The organism is Actinomyces israelii (assembly GCF_030253495.1).
Taxonomy (GTDB): Bacteria; Actinomycetota; Actinomycetes; order Actinomycetales; family Actinomycetaceae; genus Actinomyces; species Actinomyces israelii.
Window position 1 is genome coordinate 2,140,022 of the sequence record NZ_CP124548.1, and the last position, 18,001, is coordinate 2,158,022.

Genomic DNA, 18,001 nt, shown 5'->3' on the forward strand with positions numbered 1-18,001 from the left:
CACCATCCGCCGCAGCGCCTCTCCCCTCGGTTCACGCCGCCCGGGAGACGAGTTATCCACAGGGCTGCACTTCCCTTTTCTCCGGTGCAGCCCATCTTCTACCCTCAATGAGTCACACCTCTTATTCTGGAGGCAATCATGTCAGCGCCCTACTATCCCGGCGTCCAGCCCCCGTTCGGCGGCGAGCTCCGGGAGATCCTGCTCAGGCTCGACCTCATGGAGCGCAAGATCGACTGGATCGCGCAACGCGTGACCGCCCCCGAGCGCTCTGCGGCGGCACCCGAGCCCGCGGCCCGGCCCTGTGCGCGCTCTGAGACTACCGCGCCCGTGCAGCCGGAGCGGCCGAAGAAGCCCGCGCCGGAGACCGCCGCGGAGCCCCACGGGCCCGCGACACCCGAACCGGCGTCGGCGATCGCAGAGCCTCCCGCGGCGCAGGGCCCCGCCGTCCCCCGTCCTGCCGATGTCCCCCGGCCCGCCGCCGTGCCGCCGGCCGCGCAGCATCCGGCCCACGCGCCCCGGCCTCAGCCCACCGCTGCCGCGGCAACGTCGGTGTTCGGTGTGTACGGGCCCCCGCCCGCCGGGGCCCAGCGGCCGCCGTCCCCGATCGCCCCCTCCACCGGCTGGGACCGCGCGCGTTCGGAGGGCAATATCGGCCGCTACCTGCTGTCCGGCGCCGCCGCGATCCTGGTGGTGCTGGCGGCCGTCAGCCTCATCGCGCTGGTCTGGAGCTCCATCCCCGACACGATCAAGGTCGGCTTCCTCATGGCGGTCGCGGCCAGCCTGGTCGTCTCGGGCACCGCTGTGGCACGACGCAGCAAACGCCTGCAGGTCGCCGCCGCGACCCTGACCGGCACCGGCGGGGCGCTCGGTTTCGTCGCGGTCATCGGCGCCGTCCTGCTGGAGACGGGCCTGCCGGTCTTCGCGGCCTTCGGGCTCATGACCCTCTGGAGCATCGTCCTCCTGATCACCGCCAGGGCGACGAGCCAGATCTTCACGGCGGTCGTCTCGGGCCTGGGCACGCTGGTGACCATCGGCTTCGCGGCGTGGCACGCGGGCGCCCACCCGGACACGGCCTCGCTCATCTGGCCGCTCGTGTGCCTGGACGTCCTCGCCCTCGCCGCCATCACCGCCTACCTGGCGCGCTCCTCGACGTCCATGCGGCTGGCCCCCTGGTTCCCCGCCACCGCGGTCCCCGCCGCCATCGCCGCGCTCCTGCTCACTCCGGCCCGCACGCTGGCCGCGGAGAACGAGCCCCTGTGCGCCCTGCTCATGCTGTTCCCCGCCGCACTCCTGGGCGCACAGGTCCTCGATGCCGGTCCTCGGATCCACCGCGCGGGATGGCAGTGGGTCGCGGGCATCGACTGGGCCCTGGTGGGACTGGTCGCGGTGAGCGCGCAGCTCCGGCTCGTGGGCCTTCAGAGCCTCCTCCACGGGGGCTCGGGGCTCTCCGCCCCGGGCGGCGCCGAGCACCGCGTCCTGCTCGACGCCGGAGCCCTGGGCGTGCCCCTGCTGGTGGCCGTCGCCAGTGTCCTTCTCCTGACAGTGAGGACCCCGCAGGCGTGGCGCACGCAGGTGACGTCGGTGCACCTGGCCATCGCCGTCGTCGTGGGGCTCGCCTCATGCTTCACGCAGATCCGTTTCTTCCCCGTCGTCGTCATCATGCTCGCGGCGGCCCTGGCGCTCTACGCGCGCCAGGGCCAGCCCACCGCCGTTCCCGTCATGGCGGCCTCCGGCGCCGCGGTGCTGGCGGGCGCGCTGCAGACCGACACCGTCAGCCGCGTCTGCGCCCTGGCCGGGCTCGTTCTCGTCCCGGCAGGAACGGCTGTGCTCGAGCAGGTGCTCGGCCGGGCGCCCCGGGCGCTCCCCGACAGCGGACCGCCGCATGAGGCCGGTACCGGAAGCATGAACGCGCGGCGCGACAACCTGGCCTCCGCGTCGTGGCTCCTGGCGGCCGACCTGGTTGTCCTTCTCCCCGTGCTCCTCTTCCAGGCCATGCCCTCCTCAGAGACGACGACGGCGGTCAGCGCGCTCGCCGCGGGCGTGATCGCCATTGCCCTGGTGCGCCTGGGCCTGGTCTGGTCCGCGCCCACTCCCACCGCGCTGCTGACCGCCGCCCTGGCCGGTCAGCGCGCAGGCGTCGACGGGACGACGCCGACGGCTCCCACGCCCCCGGCGCCCCTGTGGGGCGGCTACCTCGCTCTGGCCGTCATGGGACTGGTCCAGCTCCTCTGCGCAATAACGGTCAGTGCTCTCATATGGCAGTTGCTGCTGGTCGCCGTCGCCCTGGGCGCCGGGACGACGGCGGCCTGGTTGCTGTGGCCGTGGCTGCGCCGCCCCGCCGAGGCGCTGGCCACGGCGGGGCTCATGTCAGTCCTGGTGTGGTGGTCCATCCGGGTTCTCGCGGGCGAGCGCATGTCGGGCATCATCCTGACGGTCGTGCTGCTGGCGACCGGCGCGGCGTGCATCGCCGCCGGCTTCCGGCTGCGGGCCACGATGCTGCGCCACTACGGCCTCGTGCTGGTGCTCGTCTCGGTGCTCAAGCTGGCGGTCATGGACATCGGCGACCAGAGCTCCGTCACCCGCATTATCGCCCTGGGAGCCGCCGGCCTCGTCTGTTTCGGCCTGTCACTGGCCTACAACCGCATTGCCGCCGACGGGAACGGGAGCGCGCCGCCTGCGCGGCCCGCGCCTCCTGCCGGGGGTCCTGCCGCGCCCCCTTCCGTGTCACCGGGGTCCTACGGCATCGCACCCCAGACGGGCCGGCCGGCCGCGGCCGAGTACGGGCACGCCGGCGGGCCCACCGGACCCGCCGGTGGTGCCGGCCGTGCCGATGACAGCCGGTTCCAGCCGCCGCGGTAGGGGCCGGCGCCCCGCCCGGACGCGCTCAGGCGAGCAGGAGCCGGTGCAGGGTCGCGTCCCCCGTCAGCTCGGGGTGGTAGGAGACGGCCATGACGGAGCCGGCCTCCACCCCGACGACGCGCGGGGGCCGGCCCGGGCGGGCGGGGTCGGCGTAGGTCGAGCACACGCTCACCCCCGCACCCACGCGCGTGACGGCCGGGGCGCGGATGAAGGCCGCCGTCAGCGGGGCGCCCTTCCACTCCAGGTCGGCGCTGGCGGAGTCGACCTGGGGTCCGAAGGCGTTGCGCTCGACGTCGACGTCGAGCACTCCCAGGGCCGCCAGGACGATGAGTCCCGCGCAGGTGCCCAGGGTCGGCAGGCGCGAGGCCGCCTCGGTCAGGGGTTCGCGCAGCCCGACCAGGTCCACCAGCCGCAGCAGGGTGGTCGACTCCCCGCCGGGCAAGATGAGGGCGTCCAGGCCGCGCAGGCTCTCGGGGCGCCGCACGAGCACAACGTCGTGGCCCAGGGCCTCCACGAGGCGGGCGTGCTCGACGACGCCTCCCTGGAGCGCGAGGATCCCGACCCTCACCAGCCGCGCTCCGCCAGGCGGTGGGGCGCGGGCAGGTCCGCCACATTAATGCCGACCATGGCCTCGCCCAGGCCGCGCGAGGCCTCCAGAACGGCGGCGGGGTCGTCGTGCCAGGCGGTCGCGCGCACGATCGCGGCCGCCCGGCGGGCCGGATCCCCGGACTTGAAGATCCCCGAGCCCACGAAGACGCCGTCGGCGCCGAGCTGCATCATCATGGCGGCGTCGGCGGGCGTGGCCACGCCGCCGGCCGTGAACAGCACGACGGGCAGCGCCCCGGCCTCGGCGACCTCGCGCACCAGCTCGTAGGGGGCGCCGAGCTCCTTGGCGGCGACGTAGAGCTCGTCCGCGCCCAGCCCCCGCAGCGCCGCGATCTCCTTGGTGATGGTGCGGATGTGGCGGGTGGCCTCGGAGACGTCGCCGGTGCCGGCCTCTCCCTTGGAGCGGATCATGGCCGCGCCCTCGCTCACGCGTCGCAGGGCCTCGCCGAGGCTGGTGGCCCCGCACACGAAGGGGACGGTGAAGCGGTGCTTGTCGATGTGGTGGACGTAGTCGGCCGGCGAGAGGACCTCGGACTCGTCGATGAAGTCGACCCTGAGCTCCTGGAGGACCTGGGCCTCGACGAAGTGCCCGATGCGGGCCTTGGCCATGACGGGGATGGAGACCGCCTCGATAATGCCGGCGATGAGGTCGGGGTCGCTCATGCGGGCCACGCCGCCCTGCGCGCGGATGTCGGCCGGCACGCGCTCGAGGGCCATGACCGCGACGGCCCCGGCGTCCTCGGCGATGCGGGCCTGCTCGGGCGTGACGACGTCCATAATGACGCCGCCCTTGAGCATGTCCGCCAACCCGCGCTTGACGAGCGGGGTTCCGGTTGACGGGGTCGGTGCGGGGCCGGTGCTCTCGGCGTTGTCGTTCATGGCCGCGATGCTGCCCCGAGAGGTGGACTACCCTGAAGTCCAGTTCCGGGCCGTTCCTTTGGACCACTCGCGGGCAGGCGTCCGCACGGCCCGCCCGAGGGAGGCAACAGCCGTGCAGATTGAACGCGGCCGCCCCGTCCCCGTCCAGATCGTCGAGGACATCCGCGGCCGCATCACCGACTCCCGTCTCGCGCCGGGGGACCCGCTGCCCTCCACGCGCGTCCTGGCGCGCCAGCTGGGGATCTCGCGGGGCAGCGTCGTCAGCGCCTACGAGCAGCTGGCGGGCGAGGGCTTCCTTGTGGCGGGCCCCGGCGGCACCCGGGTGGACCCCTCGCTGCGGGTGCCCGCCGCGCCGACCGCGGACCCGGGCCCCGGTGTGCGCAGCACCCCCCTCCGAGGCGACCTGCGGCCGGGCGCCCCGGCCACGGGCCCGCTGACGACGGCCCTGTGGCGCAGCGCCTGGCGGGCGGCGGCCGCCCACCCTACCGCGTACCCGCCCCTGGGCTCGGAACGCCTGCGCGCCCTCATCGCCGAGCACGTGCGCCTGACCCGGTCCATACGCGTCGATCCGCGCGACGTCGTCGTCACCTCCGGCGCCCGCGACGGCCTGCGGCTGGTCCTGGCCGCCCACGGCCGCCCCGGCCGCCTCGCCGTGGAGGATCCCGGGTACCACTCCCTGCGGCAGGTGCCCCGCGCCATGGGGTGGAGGCTTCAGCCGGTGGGCGCCGACGCCGCGGGCATGAGCGCCCGTCCCACAGGCACCCCGGCCGATATTCTCCTGGTCACACCCAACCACCAGTTCCCCACCGGGACCCAGATGCCCGCCTCGCGCCGTTTCGCCCTGCTGGAGGCGGCCTCCCGCACCGGAGCCCTCGTCGTCGAGGACGACTACGACTCCGAGCTGCGCTCGACCCACCCGCCCCTGCTCGCCCTGGACTCCGAGGGGCGGGTCGCCATGCTCGGCTCCTTCTCCAAGACCCTCACCCCGGCGCTGGCCCTGGGCTACCTCATTGTGCCGCCGAGTCTGCGCGAGCGGGTGGCCGACCTGTGCCTTCCGGTCTCCGGGCTGGTGCAGGACGCCGTGGCCCGCTACATGGAGGCCGGCGGGCTGCGGCGCCACACCGCGCGCATGCGCAGGGAGTACCGGGCCAGGCGGGCTGCCTTCGTCGGCCTCTTCCCCGAGGGCGTCCCCATGGAGGGCGGGCTGCACGCCGTCATCCCGCTGCCCGCCGGCGCCGACGAGGACCGCATCGTCGCCCGGTGCCGCAGGCGGGGCCTCGCGGTCGAGGGCATGGCCGGCTACTGGTCGGCCCGGCGTCCGCGGGCCTCAGGCGTCGTCCTGGGGCTGGGGACCGGGTCGCTGGAGCGCCTGCGGGAGCGGCTCGCCGTGCTGCGGCGCACCATTGACAGCGCCGACGGCGGCTGAGGACGCCGGGCCCGCGAGTGAGAGCCGGCGCCCCGGCCCTCACCCGCGGGCGCGCCCCAGCACGGGGGCCAGGAAGCGGCCGGTGTAGGAGGCCTCGGTCCGGGCGATCTTCTCCGGTGTGCCCGTGGCGACAATGGTGCCGCCGCCCCTGCCGCCCTCCGGCCCCATGTCGATGACCCAGTCGGCGTTGGCGATGACGTCGAGGTTGTGCTCGATGACGACCACCGAGTTGCCCTTGGCGACCAGCCCCTGGAGCACCGACAGCAGCTTGCGGATGTCCTCGAAGTGCAGGCCGGTCGTCGGCTCGTCCAGCACGTAGATGGTCCTCCCGGTGGAGCGGCGCTGGAGCTCGGTGGCGAGCTTGACGCGCTGCGCCTCCCCGCCCGACAGGGTGGTGGCGGCCTGGCCGAGGCGCACATAGCCCAGGCCGACCTCCACCAGGGTGTTGAGGTGGCGGGCGATGATCGGGGTGGCGGCGAAGAAGTCGGCGGCCTGGCGGATGGTCATGTCCAGCACGTCGGCCACGGTCCTGTCCTTGTAGCGCACCTCCAGGGTCTCCCGGTTGTAGCGGGCCCCGTGGCAGACCTCGCAGGGGACGTAGACGTCGGGCAGGAAGTTCATCTCGATCTTCAGGGTGCCGTCGCCCTTGCAGGCCTCGCAGCGCCCGCCCTTGACGTTGAAGGAGAAGCGGCCGGGAGTGTAGCCGCGGACCTTGGACTCGGGGACCGCGGCGAAGATCTTGCGGATGTGGTCCCACACGCCCGTGTAGGTCGCGGGGTTGGAGCGCGGCGTGCGGCCGATGGGCGACTGGTCGACGTGGACGACCTTGTCGAGGTTGTCCAGGCCGCGCACCGTCTTGTGGCGTCCGGGCACGCCGCGGGCGCCGTTGAGCCGGTTGGCGAGCACCTGGTAGAGGATGGAGTTGATCAGGGAGGACTTGCCCGAGCCGGAGACCCCGGTGACGGCGGTGAACACCCCCAGCGGGATGGTGGCGGTAATGTCCTTGAGGTTGTTCTCGTGGGCTCCGACGACGGTCAGCTCGCGGCCCCTGACCGGCTTGCGGCGGGTGGCGGGGACCTGGATGGCGCGGCGCCCGGCCAGGTAGTCGCCGGTGACCGAGCCGGGCGCGTCGGACAGGCCGCCCACGGCCCCGGAGTAGACGATCTCGCCGCCCCTCTCCCCCGCGCCGGGGCCGATGTCCACCACCCAGTCGGCGGAGCGGATGGTGTCCTCGTCGTGCTCGACGACGATGAGAGTGTTGCCCAGGTCGCGCAGGCGCTCCAGGGTCTCGATGAGGCGGGCGTTGTCGCGCTGGTGCAGCCCGATGCTCGGCTCGTCCAGGACGTAGAGGACGCCGACCAGGCCGGAGCCGATCTGGGTGGCCAGGCGGATGCGCTGGGCCTCGCCGCCCGACAGCGTGGCGGCGCCGCGCGACAGGCTCAGGTAGTCCAGGCCGACGTCCACCAGGAAGCCGAGGCGGGCGTTGATCTCCGCCAGGACGCTGCCGGCGATCCTCGCCGCCTGCCCGGTCAGCTCCAGGTCCCGCAGGGCGTCGCGCGCCTCCCCGACGGGCAGGTCGCACAGCTGGGCGATCGAGCGGCCCCCCACTCGCACCGCCAGCACCTCGGGCTTGAGACGGGAGCCGTGGCAGGCCGGGCAGGGCACCTCGCGCATGTACCCCTGGTAGCGCTCCTTGGACCACTCGGACTCAGTCTCGTCGTGCTTGCGCATGACGTAGTCGAGCACGCCCTCGAAGCCGGTGGAGTAGATGCGCTCGCGCCCCCACCGGTTGCGGTACCTGACCTGGACCTCATAGTCCTTGCCGCGCAGGATGGCGTCCCTGGCGCGCCGGGGCAGGGCCCGCCAAGGGGTGTTGACGTCGAAGGACAACTCCTCGCCCAGGGCCTTGAGCTGGCGGGTGAAGTACTTCTGGTGGCCGGCCCACGGGGCGATGGCGCCCTCGGCCAGGGTGAGCTCCTCGTCGGGGACGACGAGCTCGGGGTCGACCTCCAGCCGGGAGCCGATGCCCGTGCACACCGGGCAGGCGCCGTAGGGGGCGTTGAAGGAGAAGGTGCGAGGCTCCATCTCGTCGAGCTGGAGGGGGTGCTCGTTGGGGCAGGCGCGCTTCTCTGAGAAGCGGCGCAGCCGCGCCGGGTCGTCCGCCTCGAGATCGACCAGGTCGATGAGTACCAGCCCGTCGGCCAGGCCCAGGGCGGTCTCGATGGAGTCGGTCAGGCGCTGGCGCATGCCCTCGCGCACGACGAGCCGGTCGACGACGACCTCGATGTCGTGCTTGAGCCTCTTGCTGAGCTCGGGCACCTCGCCCAGCCGGTGGGTCTCGCCGTCGACGCGCACGCGGGAGAAGCCGCGCCCCTGCAGCTCGGCGAGCAGCTCGGAGTACTCCCCCTTGCGTCCGCGCACCACCGGGGCCAGGACCTGGAAGCGGGTGCCCTCGTCCATGGAGCGGACCTGGTCGACGATCTGCTGGGGCGTCTGGGAGGCGACGACGGCGTCGCACACGGGGCAGTGCTGGACGCCGGCGCGGGCGTAGAGCAGACGCAGGTAGTCGTAGACCTCGGTGACGGTGCCCACCGTCGAGCGGGGGTTGCGGGAGGTGGACTTCTGGTCGATGGAGACCGCGGGCGACAGGCCCTCGATGAAGTCGACGTCGGGCTTGTCCATCTGGCCGAGGAACTGGCGGGCGTAGGAGGACAGGGACTCGACGTAGCGGCGCTGGCCCTCGGCGAAGATCGTGTCGAAGGCCAGCGAGGACTTCCCGGATCCGGACAGGCCGGTGAAGACGATCATCTGGTTGCGCGGAAGGTCGAGACTGACCCCCTTGAGATTGTGCTCGCGGGCGCCACGGATGATGAGGGAGTCGTTCACGGGAATCGAGTCTAGGGGGCCGAGAGGCTTCGTACACGCGTTCGACACGTCTCATCGGTCTCATGCGGGTCGTCCCGGGCCCTCCTCGCGGGCCCGCCCGGCGGCCCTGCCGGAACGCTCCAGCCGGCGGTCTGCCCGCCCTCGGCCCGCGCTGTGCGTAGGCTGGGGCCATGAGCAAGATCTACGCCGTCGAGTACCGCTACGTCACCGACCGCGACGAGGAGATGGCCGAGGTCCGCCCCTCCCACCGCGCCTTCAACGGCTCCCTGGCCGACAGGGGCCTGCTGCTCGCCGCGGGCCCTTACGTGGGCACGCACGACGCGCTCATCGTGGTGCGCGCCGAGGACGGGGCGGGGGCGCTGGAGCTGCTCGACGACGACCCGTTCAACAGGGCCGGCTTCATCGCCGAGCGGGTCCCCCGCGAGTGGAACCCCGTCATCGGCCTCCTGGCCTGAGCGGGCGCCAGGGCTGCTCGCGCTCAAGAGCGCGCCGGACACAGCGCCGTCAGTCGCGAGCCCGGGAGCCCGCCAGGCGGCGGCGCACGAGGTGGACCGTCTCGATCCCGACCACCGCAGCCCCTCCGACTACCGCGATGACCAGCCAGGTGGCCGGGGTCGGCCACGCCAGGACGAAGAACTCCCTCACCGCCGGCACGAGCACCCCCAGCACCGCCGCTCCCGCCATGAGGACGACCAGGCCGAGCCGCCAGCCCAGCAGGGGCCTGGCGGTCAGGGTGAGAAGCGACAGGCCCGAGACGACCAGGACCAGTGTGGCGCCGGTGGTGACCTGGTCCTGCCCGGCTCGCTCGACGGCGAGCCACTGGCGCGCCGCAAGGGTCGCGGCCCCGGCGATGACGCCGGCCGGGACGGCCAGGGTGAGCACCCGGCGCAGGAAGCCGGACCGGTAGCGCCGGCTGTTGGGGGCCAGGGCCAGCACGAAGGCGGGGACGCCGATGGTCAGGGAGGACACGATGGTCAGCTGGCGGGGCAGGAACGGGTAGCCGATCGCCGTGATGGCCACGACGACGGCGATGAGCGAGGCGTAGACCGTCTTGGCCAGGAACAGCGAGGCGATCCGCTCGGTGTTGGCCATGACCCGGCGGCCCTCGGCGACGACGCCGGGAAGCACGGAGAACTCGCCGGACAGCAGGACCATGCGGGCGACTGCCTTGGTGGCGGGGGCGCCGTTGCCCATGGCAATGCCCAGGTCGGCGTCCTTCAGGGCGAGGGAGTCGTTGACGCCGTCGCCGGTCATGGCCACGGTGCGCCCGCGGCTTTGCAGCGCCTGGACGAGGGCGCGCTTCTGCTCCGGGACCACGCGGCCGAGCACCTGCGCCCCCTCGGCCGCCTCGGCGAGCTCATCCAGCGCCGCCGGGCCGGCGGCCTCGGCGGGAAGCTCTCGGGCGTCGAGGGCCGCCGGCGCGCCGCCGTCGGGGGCGGCGACCCCGGCCTTGGCGGCGACCGCGGCCACGGTCGTGGGGTTGTCGCCGCTGATGATCTTGACGTCGACGCCCTGGGTGCGGAAGTAGTCCAGGGTCTGTGCGGCGTCGGGGCGGATCTGCTCGGAGAGCACCACCAGCCCGGCCGCCCGCCTGGTCTCGGGCAGCCGGGCCTCACCGTCGTCGCCCCGGGTGCAGGGCCGCTGCGCGCTGGCGAGGGCGACAACGCGCACGCCGCCGGTGCTCAGGTCCTGGACGTGGGCGAGCAGCTCTGGCCCGCCGTCGGCCCCGGTCAGGACGATCTCGGGGGCGCCCATGAGCCAGGTCTGCCCGTCCAGCACGGCCGCTGACCACTTGCGCCGCGAGGAGAAGGCGATGGCGCCCTGGACGCGGGAGGCGACCTGCCCGGCGCCGGGCGGGGTGTCCCCGTCGGCGGGCGTCTCCGCGCTCCGCCGCGCGAGCCCCTCGAGCACCGCCTTGGCGGTGGCGTTGGGGTCGGCGACGGCGGTCAGGGCCAGCAGCGGCTCGCAAAGCACGGCGGTGGCGTCGGCCAGCCCGCCCGCGCCGTCGTCGGCCAGCACGTCCGTCAAGGCGATCCGGCCGGTGGTGAGCGTACCGGTCTTGTCCAGGCAGAGGGTGTCGACGCGCGCGAGGACCTCGACGGCGGGCAGCTCCTGGACGAGCACCCGGCGGCGGGCCAGGGTCAGGGAGGCGGTGGCGAAGTTGACGCTGGTGAGCAGGACGAGCCCCTGGGGCACCATGCCGACCACTCCGGCGACGGCGGCCACCAGGGCGGTTCGCCACTGGCCCGTGGGCGCGCCGGCGGCGCTGATGGCCGTGCCGCGCATCTGCGACCAGAGCAGCAGCAGCGCCACGGGCACGATCACCCAGGAGATCCACCGCAGGACCCGGTTGGTGCCCACCTGGAGCTCGGAGGTCACCACCGAGTAGCGGCGGGCCTCGCGCGCCAGCCGGTTGGCGTAGGCGTCGGCGCCCACGGCGGTCGCCCGCACCAGGGCGGTGCCGGCGGTCACGGTGGTCCCGGACAGCACCCGGTCCCCGGCACGGGGCCGGACGGGGTCGGACTCGCCGGTGAGGATGGACTCGTCGACCTCCAGGCCGTCCGCCGTCAGGACGGCGGCATCGGCCGGCACCTGCTCCCCGCTGCGCAGACGCAGCACGTCGTCCAGGACGACGTCGGCCACGTCGAGCTCGACCTCGCGCCCGTCGCGCACGGCGCAGGCGGTCGGGGCCTCCAGGAAGGCGAGGCGGTCGAGCGCGCGCTTGGCGCGCACCTCGGCGACGGTGCCCGTGGCGGTGTTGAGGATCAGGACGATGCCGAACAGGGCGTCGGCCCAGTGCCCCACTGCGAGCACCACGACGAGCGCGGTGGCCAGGATGGCGTTGAACATGGTGAAGACGTTGGCGCGCAGGATCGCGGTCACGGAGCGGGACGTGCGCACCCGGTAGGCGTTGGTGCGCCCCTCCCGCACGCGCTCGGCGACCTCGGCGGCCGACAGGCCCCGGCGGTCCTCGGAGACGGGGTGCGACGTGCTCGTCTGGCTCATCGGGTCAGCATGCCCGGCCCGGCCGCCGGATCCCAGCCGGGCGCTCACGCCCGCCTCCGCGCGTGGATGAGACTGGTCACGGCCACGAGGGCCAGGGTGATGACGATCAGCCCCAGCGAGACCTCGGTGGACGGCTCCGGGAGGGCCGTGACGGGCTCGCCGCCGTTGATGAAGGGCAGCGTGTTCTCGTGCAGGGCGTGGTTGACGAGCTTGAGGCCGATGAAGCCCAGGATGACGGTCAGTCCGTAGGGCAGGTACACCAGGTGGGACAGGAGCCCGTCGATGAGGAAGAAGAGCTGGCGCAGGCCGAGCAGGGAGAAGGCGGTGGCGCTGAAGACGAGGAAGGGCTCGGAGGTCAGGCCGAAGATGGCCGGGATGGAGTCGAAGGCGAACATGAGGTCGGCGGTGCCCAGGGCGATCACCACGATGAGCAGGGGCGTGATCATGGTGCGCCCGGCGTGGCGGTGGATGAGCTTGTTCCCGACGAAGCCGTCGGTGGTGGGCAGCAGGCGCCGCACGAAGCGGGTCACCGAGTTGTCCACGTACGCGGTGGCGTCCTCCTCGGTGTCGTCGTCCTTGCGGGCGTCGAGGAGCTGCTTGACGGCCGTGTAGACGAGGAAGGCGCCGAAGAGGTAGAAGACCCAGCTGAAGTGCCGGATGAGGGCGGCGCCCGCCAGGATGAAGACCAGGCGCAGCACCAGGGCGGTGGCGATGCCCAGCAGCAGCGCCTTCTGCTGGAAGTCGCGCGGTACGCGGAAGGCGGACAGGATGAGGATGAAGACGAAGAGGTTGTCCACGCTCAGTGACCACTCGGTGAGCCAGCCGGCGTAGAACTGCCCCGCGTAGGTCCTGCCGTCGCTGCCCCACACGGCCAGCCCGTAGACGACGGCCAGGCAGATGTAGCCGATGGTCCATCCGGTCGCCTCGCGCATCGACGGCGGGTGGGGCTTGCGGGCATGACCGATGAAGTCGACCATCAGCAGGCCGGTGACAATGACGGCCAGGGCGAACCAGGCCATGGGGCTGACGCTCATGCGCTGATGCTCCTCGCAGATCGCCACGCGCTCAGGCGTCGGTGGACTCGGGGACCCGGGCCGGCCTCGATGCGTCTCGCGCGCGTCTGGAGGCCAGGACGGAGGCGGCGACGGTAATGATGACGACGACGACGATATAGCCCAGCGACACCCCGATGGACGGCTCGGTGACGGCATCCCACGGCTGCCCGCCGTTGATGAAGGGCACCTCGTTGGTGTGCAGGGCGTGGTTGACGAGCTTGAGGCCGATGAAGCCCAGGATCGCGGCCAGGCCGTAGTGCAGGTAGACGAGGCGGTCCAGCAGGCCGTCGATGAGGAAGTAGAGCTGGCGCAGCCCGAGCAGGGAGAAGGCGTTGGCTGCGAAGACGAGGTAGGGCTCGGCGGTCAGCGAGTAGATCGCCGGGATGGAGTCGACGGCGAACACGACGTCGGCGGTGCCGATGGCGATAATGCACAGGAGCAGGGGCGTGATCATGGTGCGCCCGGCATGGCGGTGGAGGAGCCTTCCCCCCACGAAGCCGTCGGTCATGGGGACGATCCGGGAGACCAGCTTGACGAGTCCCGAGAGCCGGTAGCCATCGGCGTCGGGCTCCTCGGGCTTCTCAATGCCCTCCCGCGCCTGGGCGACGGCGGTCCACAGCAGCCAGGCGCCGAAGAGGTAGAACACCCAGGAGAAGCTCTCGATGAGGGCGGCGCCCGCCAGGATGAAGACCAGGCGCAGCACCAGGGCGATGACGATGCCGGCGAGCAGGACCTCCTGCTGGTACCTCCGGGGCACCCGGAAGCTGGAGATCATAATGACGAAGACGAAGAGGTTGTCGATGCTCAGGGACTTCTCGGTGATGTACCCCGCGAAGTACTCCTCGCCGTAGTCGGCCCCCCACACGGCCGCGACGATCGCGCCGAAGACGACGGCGACAGCGATGTATCCGGCCGACCACCAGGCGGCCTCCCTCACGGTGGGCTCGTGAGGGGTCCTGACGTGGCCGACGATGTCGACCGCGATCATGGTCAGGATAATGGCGGCCAGGGCCAGCCACCCGAGGGCGTGGACGTCCACTAATAGTACCTCCGGTACAGCTCGAGTACCGGAGGTCTCCTCCCGCCATGGGCTCGGGCCGCCGGGGCCGTCGCGCTGGCCTGCGACGCCGGGGGCCGGCGCCTCGTCCGGACGAGGACCGGTCCGCCGTGATGACGACGTCGCCGTTGGTGGGAGTACTCCCCTCCGTATGCAGGTGCGTGATGCGAGTCTAGCCTCCCAGACCTGTCTCGGGCCTCACCGCGGGTCCCCAGCGCTGTGTCATCGGCTACGTCGGGGCGCGCCATCGAGCTGTGCGACCACGGTGGCGTCACCCGTCGGCGCAGCGCCGCACCGGCCCCAGACCGGCGGTGAGGCCCGCCTCGAGGAGGAAGGCGGGGGCCGGACGGGCGTAGGCCTCGGACGCGGGCAGGTCGCAGACCTCCCTGCGGACCGCGATCCACTCGATCCTCCCGAAGCTGAGCGTCAAGCGGCCCGTCGCCGTGGCGTTCCGGCAGGTGCGATGGCGCCGTCGGCACCCGAGGCCGATGACCGGTCCGGCGAAGGCGGCCATGGACACCCAGCTCTTGGGGGCCAGGTCGGTCGCCCCGTCCCGGCCGGTGGTGGTCGCGTAGACGATCTGCCCCGCCACCGGCGAGGGACGCCACCGCCACTTGTCGAGGGGCAGGGTCCGAAAGGTGCCGTCGCTCATGCGCTCGCCCCGTCTCACCGCCTCAGCTCGCCGCCCGCATGTCGCGCAGCTCCTTCTTCAGGTCGCGGATCTCGTCACGCAGACGGGCGGCCAGCTCGAACTGGAGGTCCTCGGCCGCGGCGTGCATCTGCTGAGTGAGCTCGTTGATGAGCCCCGTCAGGTCGCTCTGCGCCGCTCCGGCGAGCCTCTCGCGCACCGTGGCCTCGGCGGCCCTCTTGCGGCGCCCGACGACGGCCCGTTCCTCGTGCCCCCGGTAGCCGCCGGCCAGCAGCTCGGCGGTGTCCACGTCCTCGCGGGCGAGCATGTCGGTCACGTCCGCGATCTTCTTGCGCAGGGGCTGCGGGTCGATCCCGTGGGCGTCGTTGTAGGCCAGCTGCTTGGCGCGGCGCCGCTCGGTCTCCTCGATGGCCTCGGCCATGGCGGGGGTGACCTGGTCGGCGTACATGTGCACCTCGCCGGAGACGTTGCGTGCGGCGCGCCCGACGGTCTGGATGAGCGAGCGCGTCGAGCGCAGGAAGCCCTCCTTGTCGGCGTCGAGGATGGACACCAGGGAGACCTCCGGCAGGTCCAGACCCTCGCGCAGCAGGTTGATGCCGACCAGCACGTCGAACTTGCCGAGTCGCAGCTCGCGCAGCAGCTCGACGCGGCGCAGGGTGTCGACGTCGGAGTGGAGGTACTCCACGCGCACGCCGCGGTCCGCCAGGTAGGTGGCCAGGTCCTCGGCCATGCGCTTGGTCAGGGTGGTGACCAGCACGCGCTCGTCCCGCTCCACCCGGGTGCGCACCTCCTCCAGCAGGTCGTCGATCTGCCCCTGCGTGGGCTTGACGACGATCTTGGGGTCCACCAGGCCGGTGGGGCGGATGATCTGCTCGACGACGCCGTCGCCGCGCTGCGTCTCGTAGTCGCCGGGGGTGGCGGACAGGTAGACGGTCTGCCCGATGCGGTCCTCGAACTCGGCGAAGGTGAGCGGCCTGTTGTCCAGGGCGCTGGGCAGGCGGAAGCCGTGGTCGACCAGCGTGCGCTTGCGGGAGGCGTCGCCCTCGTGCATGGCCCCGATCTGGGGGACGGTGACGTGGGACTCGTCGATGACCAGGAGGAAGTCCTCCGGGAAGTAGTCCAGCAGCGTGTTGGGCGGGGTGCCCGGGGAGCGGCCGTCGATGTGCATGGAGTAGTTCTCCACGCCCGAGCAGGTGCCGATCTGGCCGAGCATCTCCAGGTCGTAGGTGGTGCGCATGCGCAGACGCTGGGCCTCCAGGAGCCTGCCGTCGCGCTCCAGGACGGCCAGGCGGTCGGCCAGCTCGGCCTCGATGCCCTCGATCGCGCGCTGCAGGCGCTCGGGCCCGGCGACGTAGTGGGAGGCGGGAAAGACGAAGACCTGGTCGGTGGAGGCGATGACGTCCCCGGTGACCGGGTGGAGGGTGGCCAGGGACTCGATCTCGTCGCCGAAGAACTCGATGCGGATGGCGAGCTCCTCGTACATGGGGATGATCTCGACGGTGTCCCCGCGCACCCGGAAGGTGCCGCGGGTGAAGTCGACGTCGTTGCGCGTGTACTGCATGGTCACGAAGCGGCGCAGGAGCTCGTCGCGGTCGATCTGCTCGCCCACGGCCAGGGGCGTCATGCGGTCCACGTACTCCTGGGGCGTGCCCAGGCCGTAGATGCAGGACACGGAGGAGACGACGACGACGTCGCGGCGGGTCAGCAGGGAGTTGGTGGCGCTGTGGCGCAGCCGCTCGACCTCGTCGTTGATGGAGGAGTCCTTCTCGATGAAGGTGTCGGTCTGGGGGACGTAGGCCTCGGGCTGGTAGTAGTCGTAGTAGGACACGAAGTACTCCACCGCGTTGTTCGGCAGCAGCTCGCGGAACTCGGCGGCCATCTGGGCGGCCAGGGTCTTGTTGGGCTCCATGATGAGGGTGGGGCGCTGGACCTGCTCGACCAGCCAGGCGGTGGTGGCCGACTTGCCGGTACCGGTGGCGCCGAGCAGGACGATGTCCTTCTCGCCGGCGCCCAGCCGCTCGGCGAGCTCGGCGATGGCGGCGGGCTGGTCGCCGCTGGGCGAGTAGGGGCTGACGACCTCGAAGGGCTTGGCGGCGCGCTGGAGCTCGGTGACGGGACGCATGGGCCCAGGCTACGCGGCCGCGGCGGCGTCATCCGCCGTCCCCTATCGGCCTCCAGGGGTCGCGGGGTCTCGTCGCACCCGATCCGGCCCTGCGATCCGCGGCCTCCAGAAGGTGATGACAACGGCTCGCCGCCCCTGACCGGGCGGACTGCGTCGGCGCTGGAACGGCGGGATACCCGCCCTGGCCGACAAGGGCTACGCGGGTGCCGGCATCGGCATCAAGCCCCCCATCAAGGGCCGCAAGCCCTCAGGAGAGACACCCTCGCCCCATCAACCATCACCAAAATCGTTGCCACCGCCCTCGTCATTCTCAACCTGAACAACACCACCCCCTGATGAGAAAGGCTCAGTACATCGAAGGAGTAGAAACCGCCGCGCCCGGCGCCCATTTGGACCAGCCAGGGCCATACGTCAGCCACGGGTGCCTGCAGCACCGTCTCGTGCGTCTCGACAATCTCGGCGTCGGGCAGGAGGTCATCCTCGGGGAGAGGCTCCGCATTATCGCCGCGCGGACGCAGGCAGCTGTTCACATAGGCGACCCCGGCACCCCCGAGGGCGATGGGCGCGATCCAGCGGCTGCGCTCGCTCATGCACCCTTCCTACGGGCGCTCAGCGCCCAGTCAAGCGATCGACGAGACTCATCTTGTATGCCCGCGAAAGAGGTTCGGTGCCTCATCTGGAACTGCCCGCGAAAGTCGCGGATCGTGGTGAGCATGGGGAGTGGATTGTCAATCGAGCCAGGGTGGAGATCACCAGGAAGTACGCGAGGGCGTATGCCAGGGCGTCGAAGAAGGACAAGGGGCGGATGCTGGACAAGGTGCGCGCGGTGACCGGTTGGAGCCGGGAGGGCGCCAGGCGGCTCCTGAGGACGGTGGCCAAGCGCCCTCCCGGTGTAGGAAAGCCCATGCCCCGGGCCAGGATGCGCAAGTACTCCTACGAAGAACGACCAGGCCACTATGGAGTCTAAGAACAACCACTTGGTGCGTCACTACGCCTTCTACCACCGCTATGACACCGCTATGACACCGACGCCGAGCGGGAGGTGGCGGAGCCGGCTGTGGGCCCTGGCCACGTGCAGGTCAGCTCCCCTAGACCCCCACCAAGAAGCCCAACGGGTGGGGCACCGACAAGGCTGGCAAACGCAAACGCCTGTACGACGCTCCCCGCATCCCGCTGGACCGCCTGCTGGACACCGACGTCCTGACCGGCAAGCAGAAGCAGGAGCTGATCGCCTACCGCAACCAGCTGAACCCGGCTGCCATCACCCGCCGCGCTGCACGGGCTCCAGGACGTGCTCATCGCGCTGGCCAAGGACAAGACCGACCAGCACCCGCCTCGCCCGGTTCCCAAGCGTCCTGCCCGACGTCCACAAGGGCATCCGAGTTAGACCCTCACAGCTTCGCGGGCAGTCCCAGGTGAGGCACCGATGAGTTTTCGCGGGCACCTTGACATGAGG

The 18,001-nt window shown here is 72.0% G+C and carries 13 protein-coding genes; 4 read left to right on the forward strand and 9 right to left on the reverse strand.

Annotated features, from left to right (window positions below; genetic code table 11):
- Positions 1-138: 138 nt before the first annotated feature.
- Positions 139-2,859, forward strand: coding sequence for a DUF2339 domain-containing protein (locus AIF0345_RS08820; RefSeq protein ID WP_285295925.1), 2,721 nt, complete (start codon positions 139-141; stop codon positions 2,857-2,859).
- A 25-nt stretch (positions 2,860-2,884) separates the two neighbouring features.
- Here AIF0345_RS08820 and pdxT read toward each other — a convergent pair whose 3' ends face one another.
- Together pdxT and pdxS are read right to left on the reverse strand one after the other, a co-directional pair.
- Complete coding sequence (gene pdxT, locus AIF0345_RS08825) at positions 2,885-3,427, reverse strand: pyridoxal 5'-phosphate synthase glutaminase subunit PdxT (protein WP_285295926.1); 543 nt, start codon at positions 3,425-3,427, stop codon at positions 2,885-2,887.
- Positions 3,424-4,344, reverse strand: a complete 921-nt coding sequence (gene pdxS / locus AIF0345_RS08830; protein WP_285295927.1) for a pyridoxal 5'-phosphate synthase lyase subunit PdxS — start codon at positions 4,342-4,344, stop codon at positions 3,424-3,426. The genes pdxT and pdxS overlap by 4 nt, the downstream gene beginning before the upstream one ends.
- Positions 4,345-4,456: 112 nt before the next feature.
- Between pdxS and pdxR the strand changes: the two genes are divergently transcribed.
- Positions 4,457-5,770 carry a MocR-like pyridoxine biosynthesis transcription factor PdxR gene (gene pdxR / locus AIF0345_RS08835; protein ID WP_285295928.1) on the forward strand — a complete coding sequence of 438 codons (1,314 nt, stop codon included), beginning with the start codon at positions 4,457-4,459 and terminating at the stop codon, positions 5,768-5,770.
- Positions 5,771-5,809: 39 nt separating this feature from the next.
- On the opposite strand, the gene uvrA is transcribed toward pdxR, so the two are convergent.
- Positions 5,810-8,656: an excinuclease ABC subunit UvrA gene (gene uvrA, locus AIF0345_RS08840; RefSeq protein ID WP_285295929.1), complete on the reverse strand. Its 2,847-nt coding sequence runs from the start codon at positions 8,654-8,656 to the stop codon at positions 5,810-5,812.
- 170 nt (positions 8,657-8,826) lie between these two features.
- Here uvrA and AIF0345_RS08845 point away from each other — a divergent pair, with 170 nt between their 5' ends.
- A complete protein-coding gene (locus AIF0345_RS08845) occupies positions 8,827-9,111 on the forward strand; it encodes a YciI family protein (RefSeq protein WP_043562103.1) in 285 nt (94 codons plus the stop codon).
- Between the two features lie 49 nt (positions 9,112-9,160).
- On the opposite strand, the gene AIF0345_RS08850 is transcribed toward AIF0345_RS08845, so the two are convergent.
- The 6 genes from AIF0345_RS08850 to AIF0345_RS08875 all read right to left on the reverse strand — a co-directional run bounded on the left by AIF0345_RS08850 (position 9,161) and on the right by AIF0345_RS08875 (position 17,135).
- Entirely contained in the window at positions 9,161-11,662 is a 2,502-nt protein-coding gene (locus AIF0345_RS08850) for an HAD-IC family P-type ATPase (RefSeq protein WP_285295930.1), read from the reverse strand.
- Between the two features lie 44 nt (positions 11,663-11,706).
- The gene (locus tag AIF0345_RS08855; RefSeq protein ID WP_285295931.1) at positions 11,707-12,696 is read right to left on the reverse strand and encodes a TerC/Alx family metal homeostasis membrane protein; all 990 of its coding nucleotides are present in this window, start codon (positions 12,694-12,696) and stop codon (positions 11,707-11,709) included.
- Positions 12,697-12,727: 31 nt separating this feature from the next.
- Positions 12,728-13,756, reverse strand: coding sequence for a TerC family protein (locus AIF0345_RS08860; protein ID WP_285295932.1), 1,029 nt, complete (start codon positions 13,754-13,756; stop codon positions 12,728-12,730).
- Between the two features lie 289 nt (positions 13,757-14,045).
- A complete protein-coding gene (locus tag AIF0345_RS08865; protein WP_285295933.1) occupies positions 14,046-14,426 on the reverse strand; it encodes a PNPOx family protein in 381 nt (126 codons plus the stop codon).
- Between the two features lie 22 nt (positions 14,427-14,448).
- Positions 14,449-16,545 (reverse strand): excinuclease ABC subunit UvrB, encoded by a 2,097-nt coding sequence (uvrB, locus tag AIF0345_RS08870; protein ID WP_268916282.1) that lies wholly within the window; start codon positions 16,543-16,545, stop codon positions 14,449-14,451.
- A 230-nt stretch (positions 16,546-16,775) separates the two neighbouring features.
- The gene (locus AIF0345_RS08875) at positions 16,776-17,135 is read right to left on the reverse strand and encodes a hypothetical protein (protein WP_268916377.1); all 360 of its coding nucleotides are present in this window, start codon (positions 17,133-17,135) and stop codon (positions 16,776-16,778) included.
- A gap of 152 nt (positions 17,136-17,287) precedes the next feature.
- On the opposite strand from AIF0345_RS08875, the gene AIF0345_RS08880 reads away from it, so the two are divergent.
- Positions 17,288-17,512 carry a hypothetical protein gene (locus AIF0345_RS08880; protein WP_268916283.1) on the forward strand — a complete coding sequence of 75 codons (225 nt, stop codon included), beginning with the start codon at positions 17,288-17,290 and terminating at the stop codon, positions 17,510-17,512.
- Positions 17,513-18,001 lie beyond the last annotated feature (489 nt).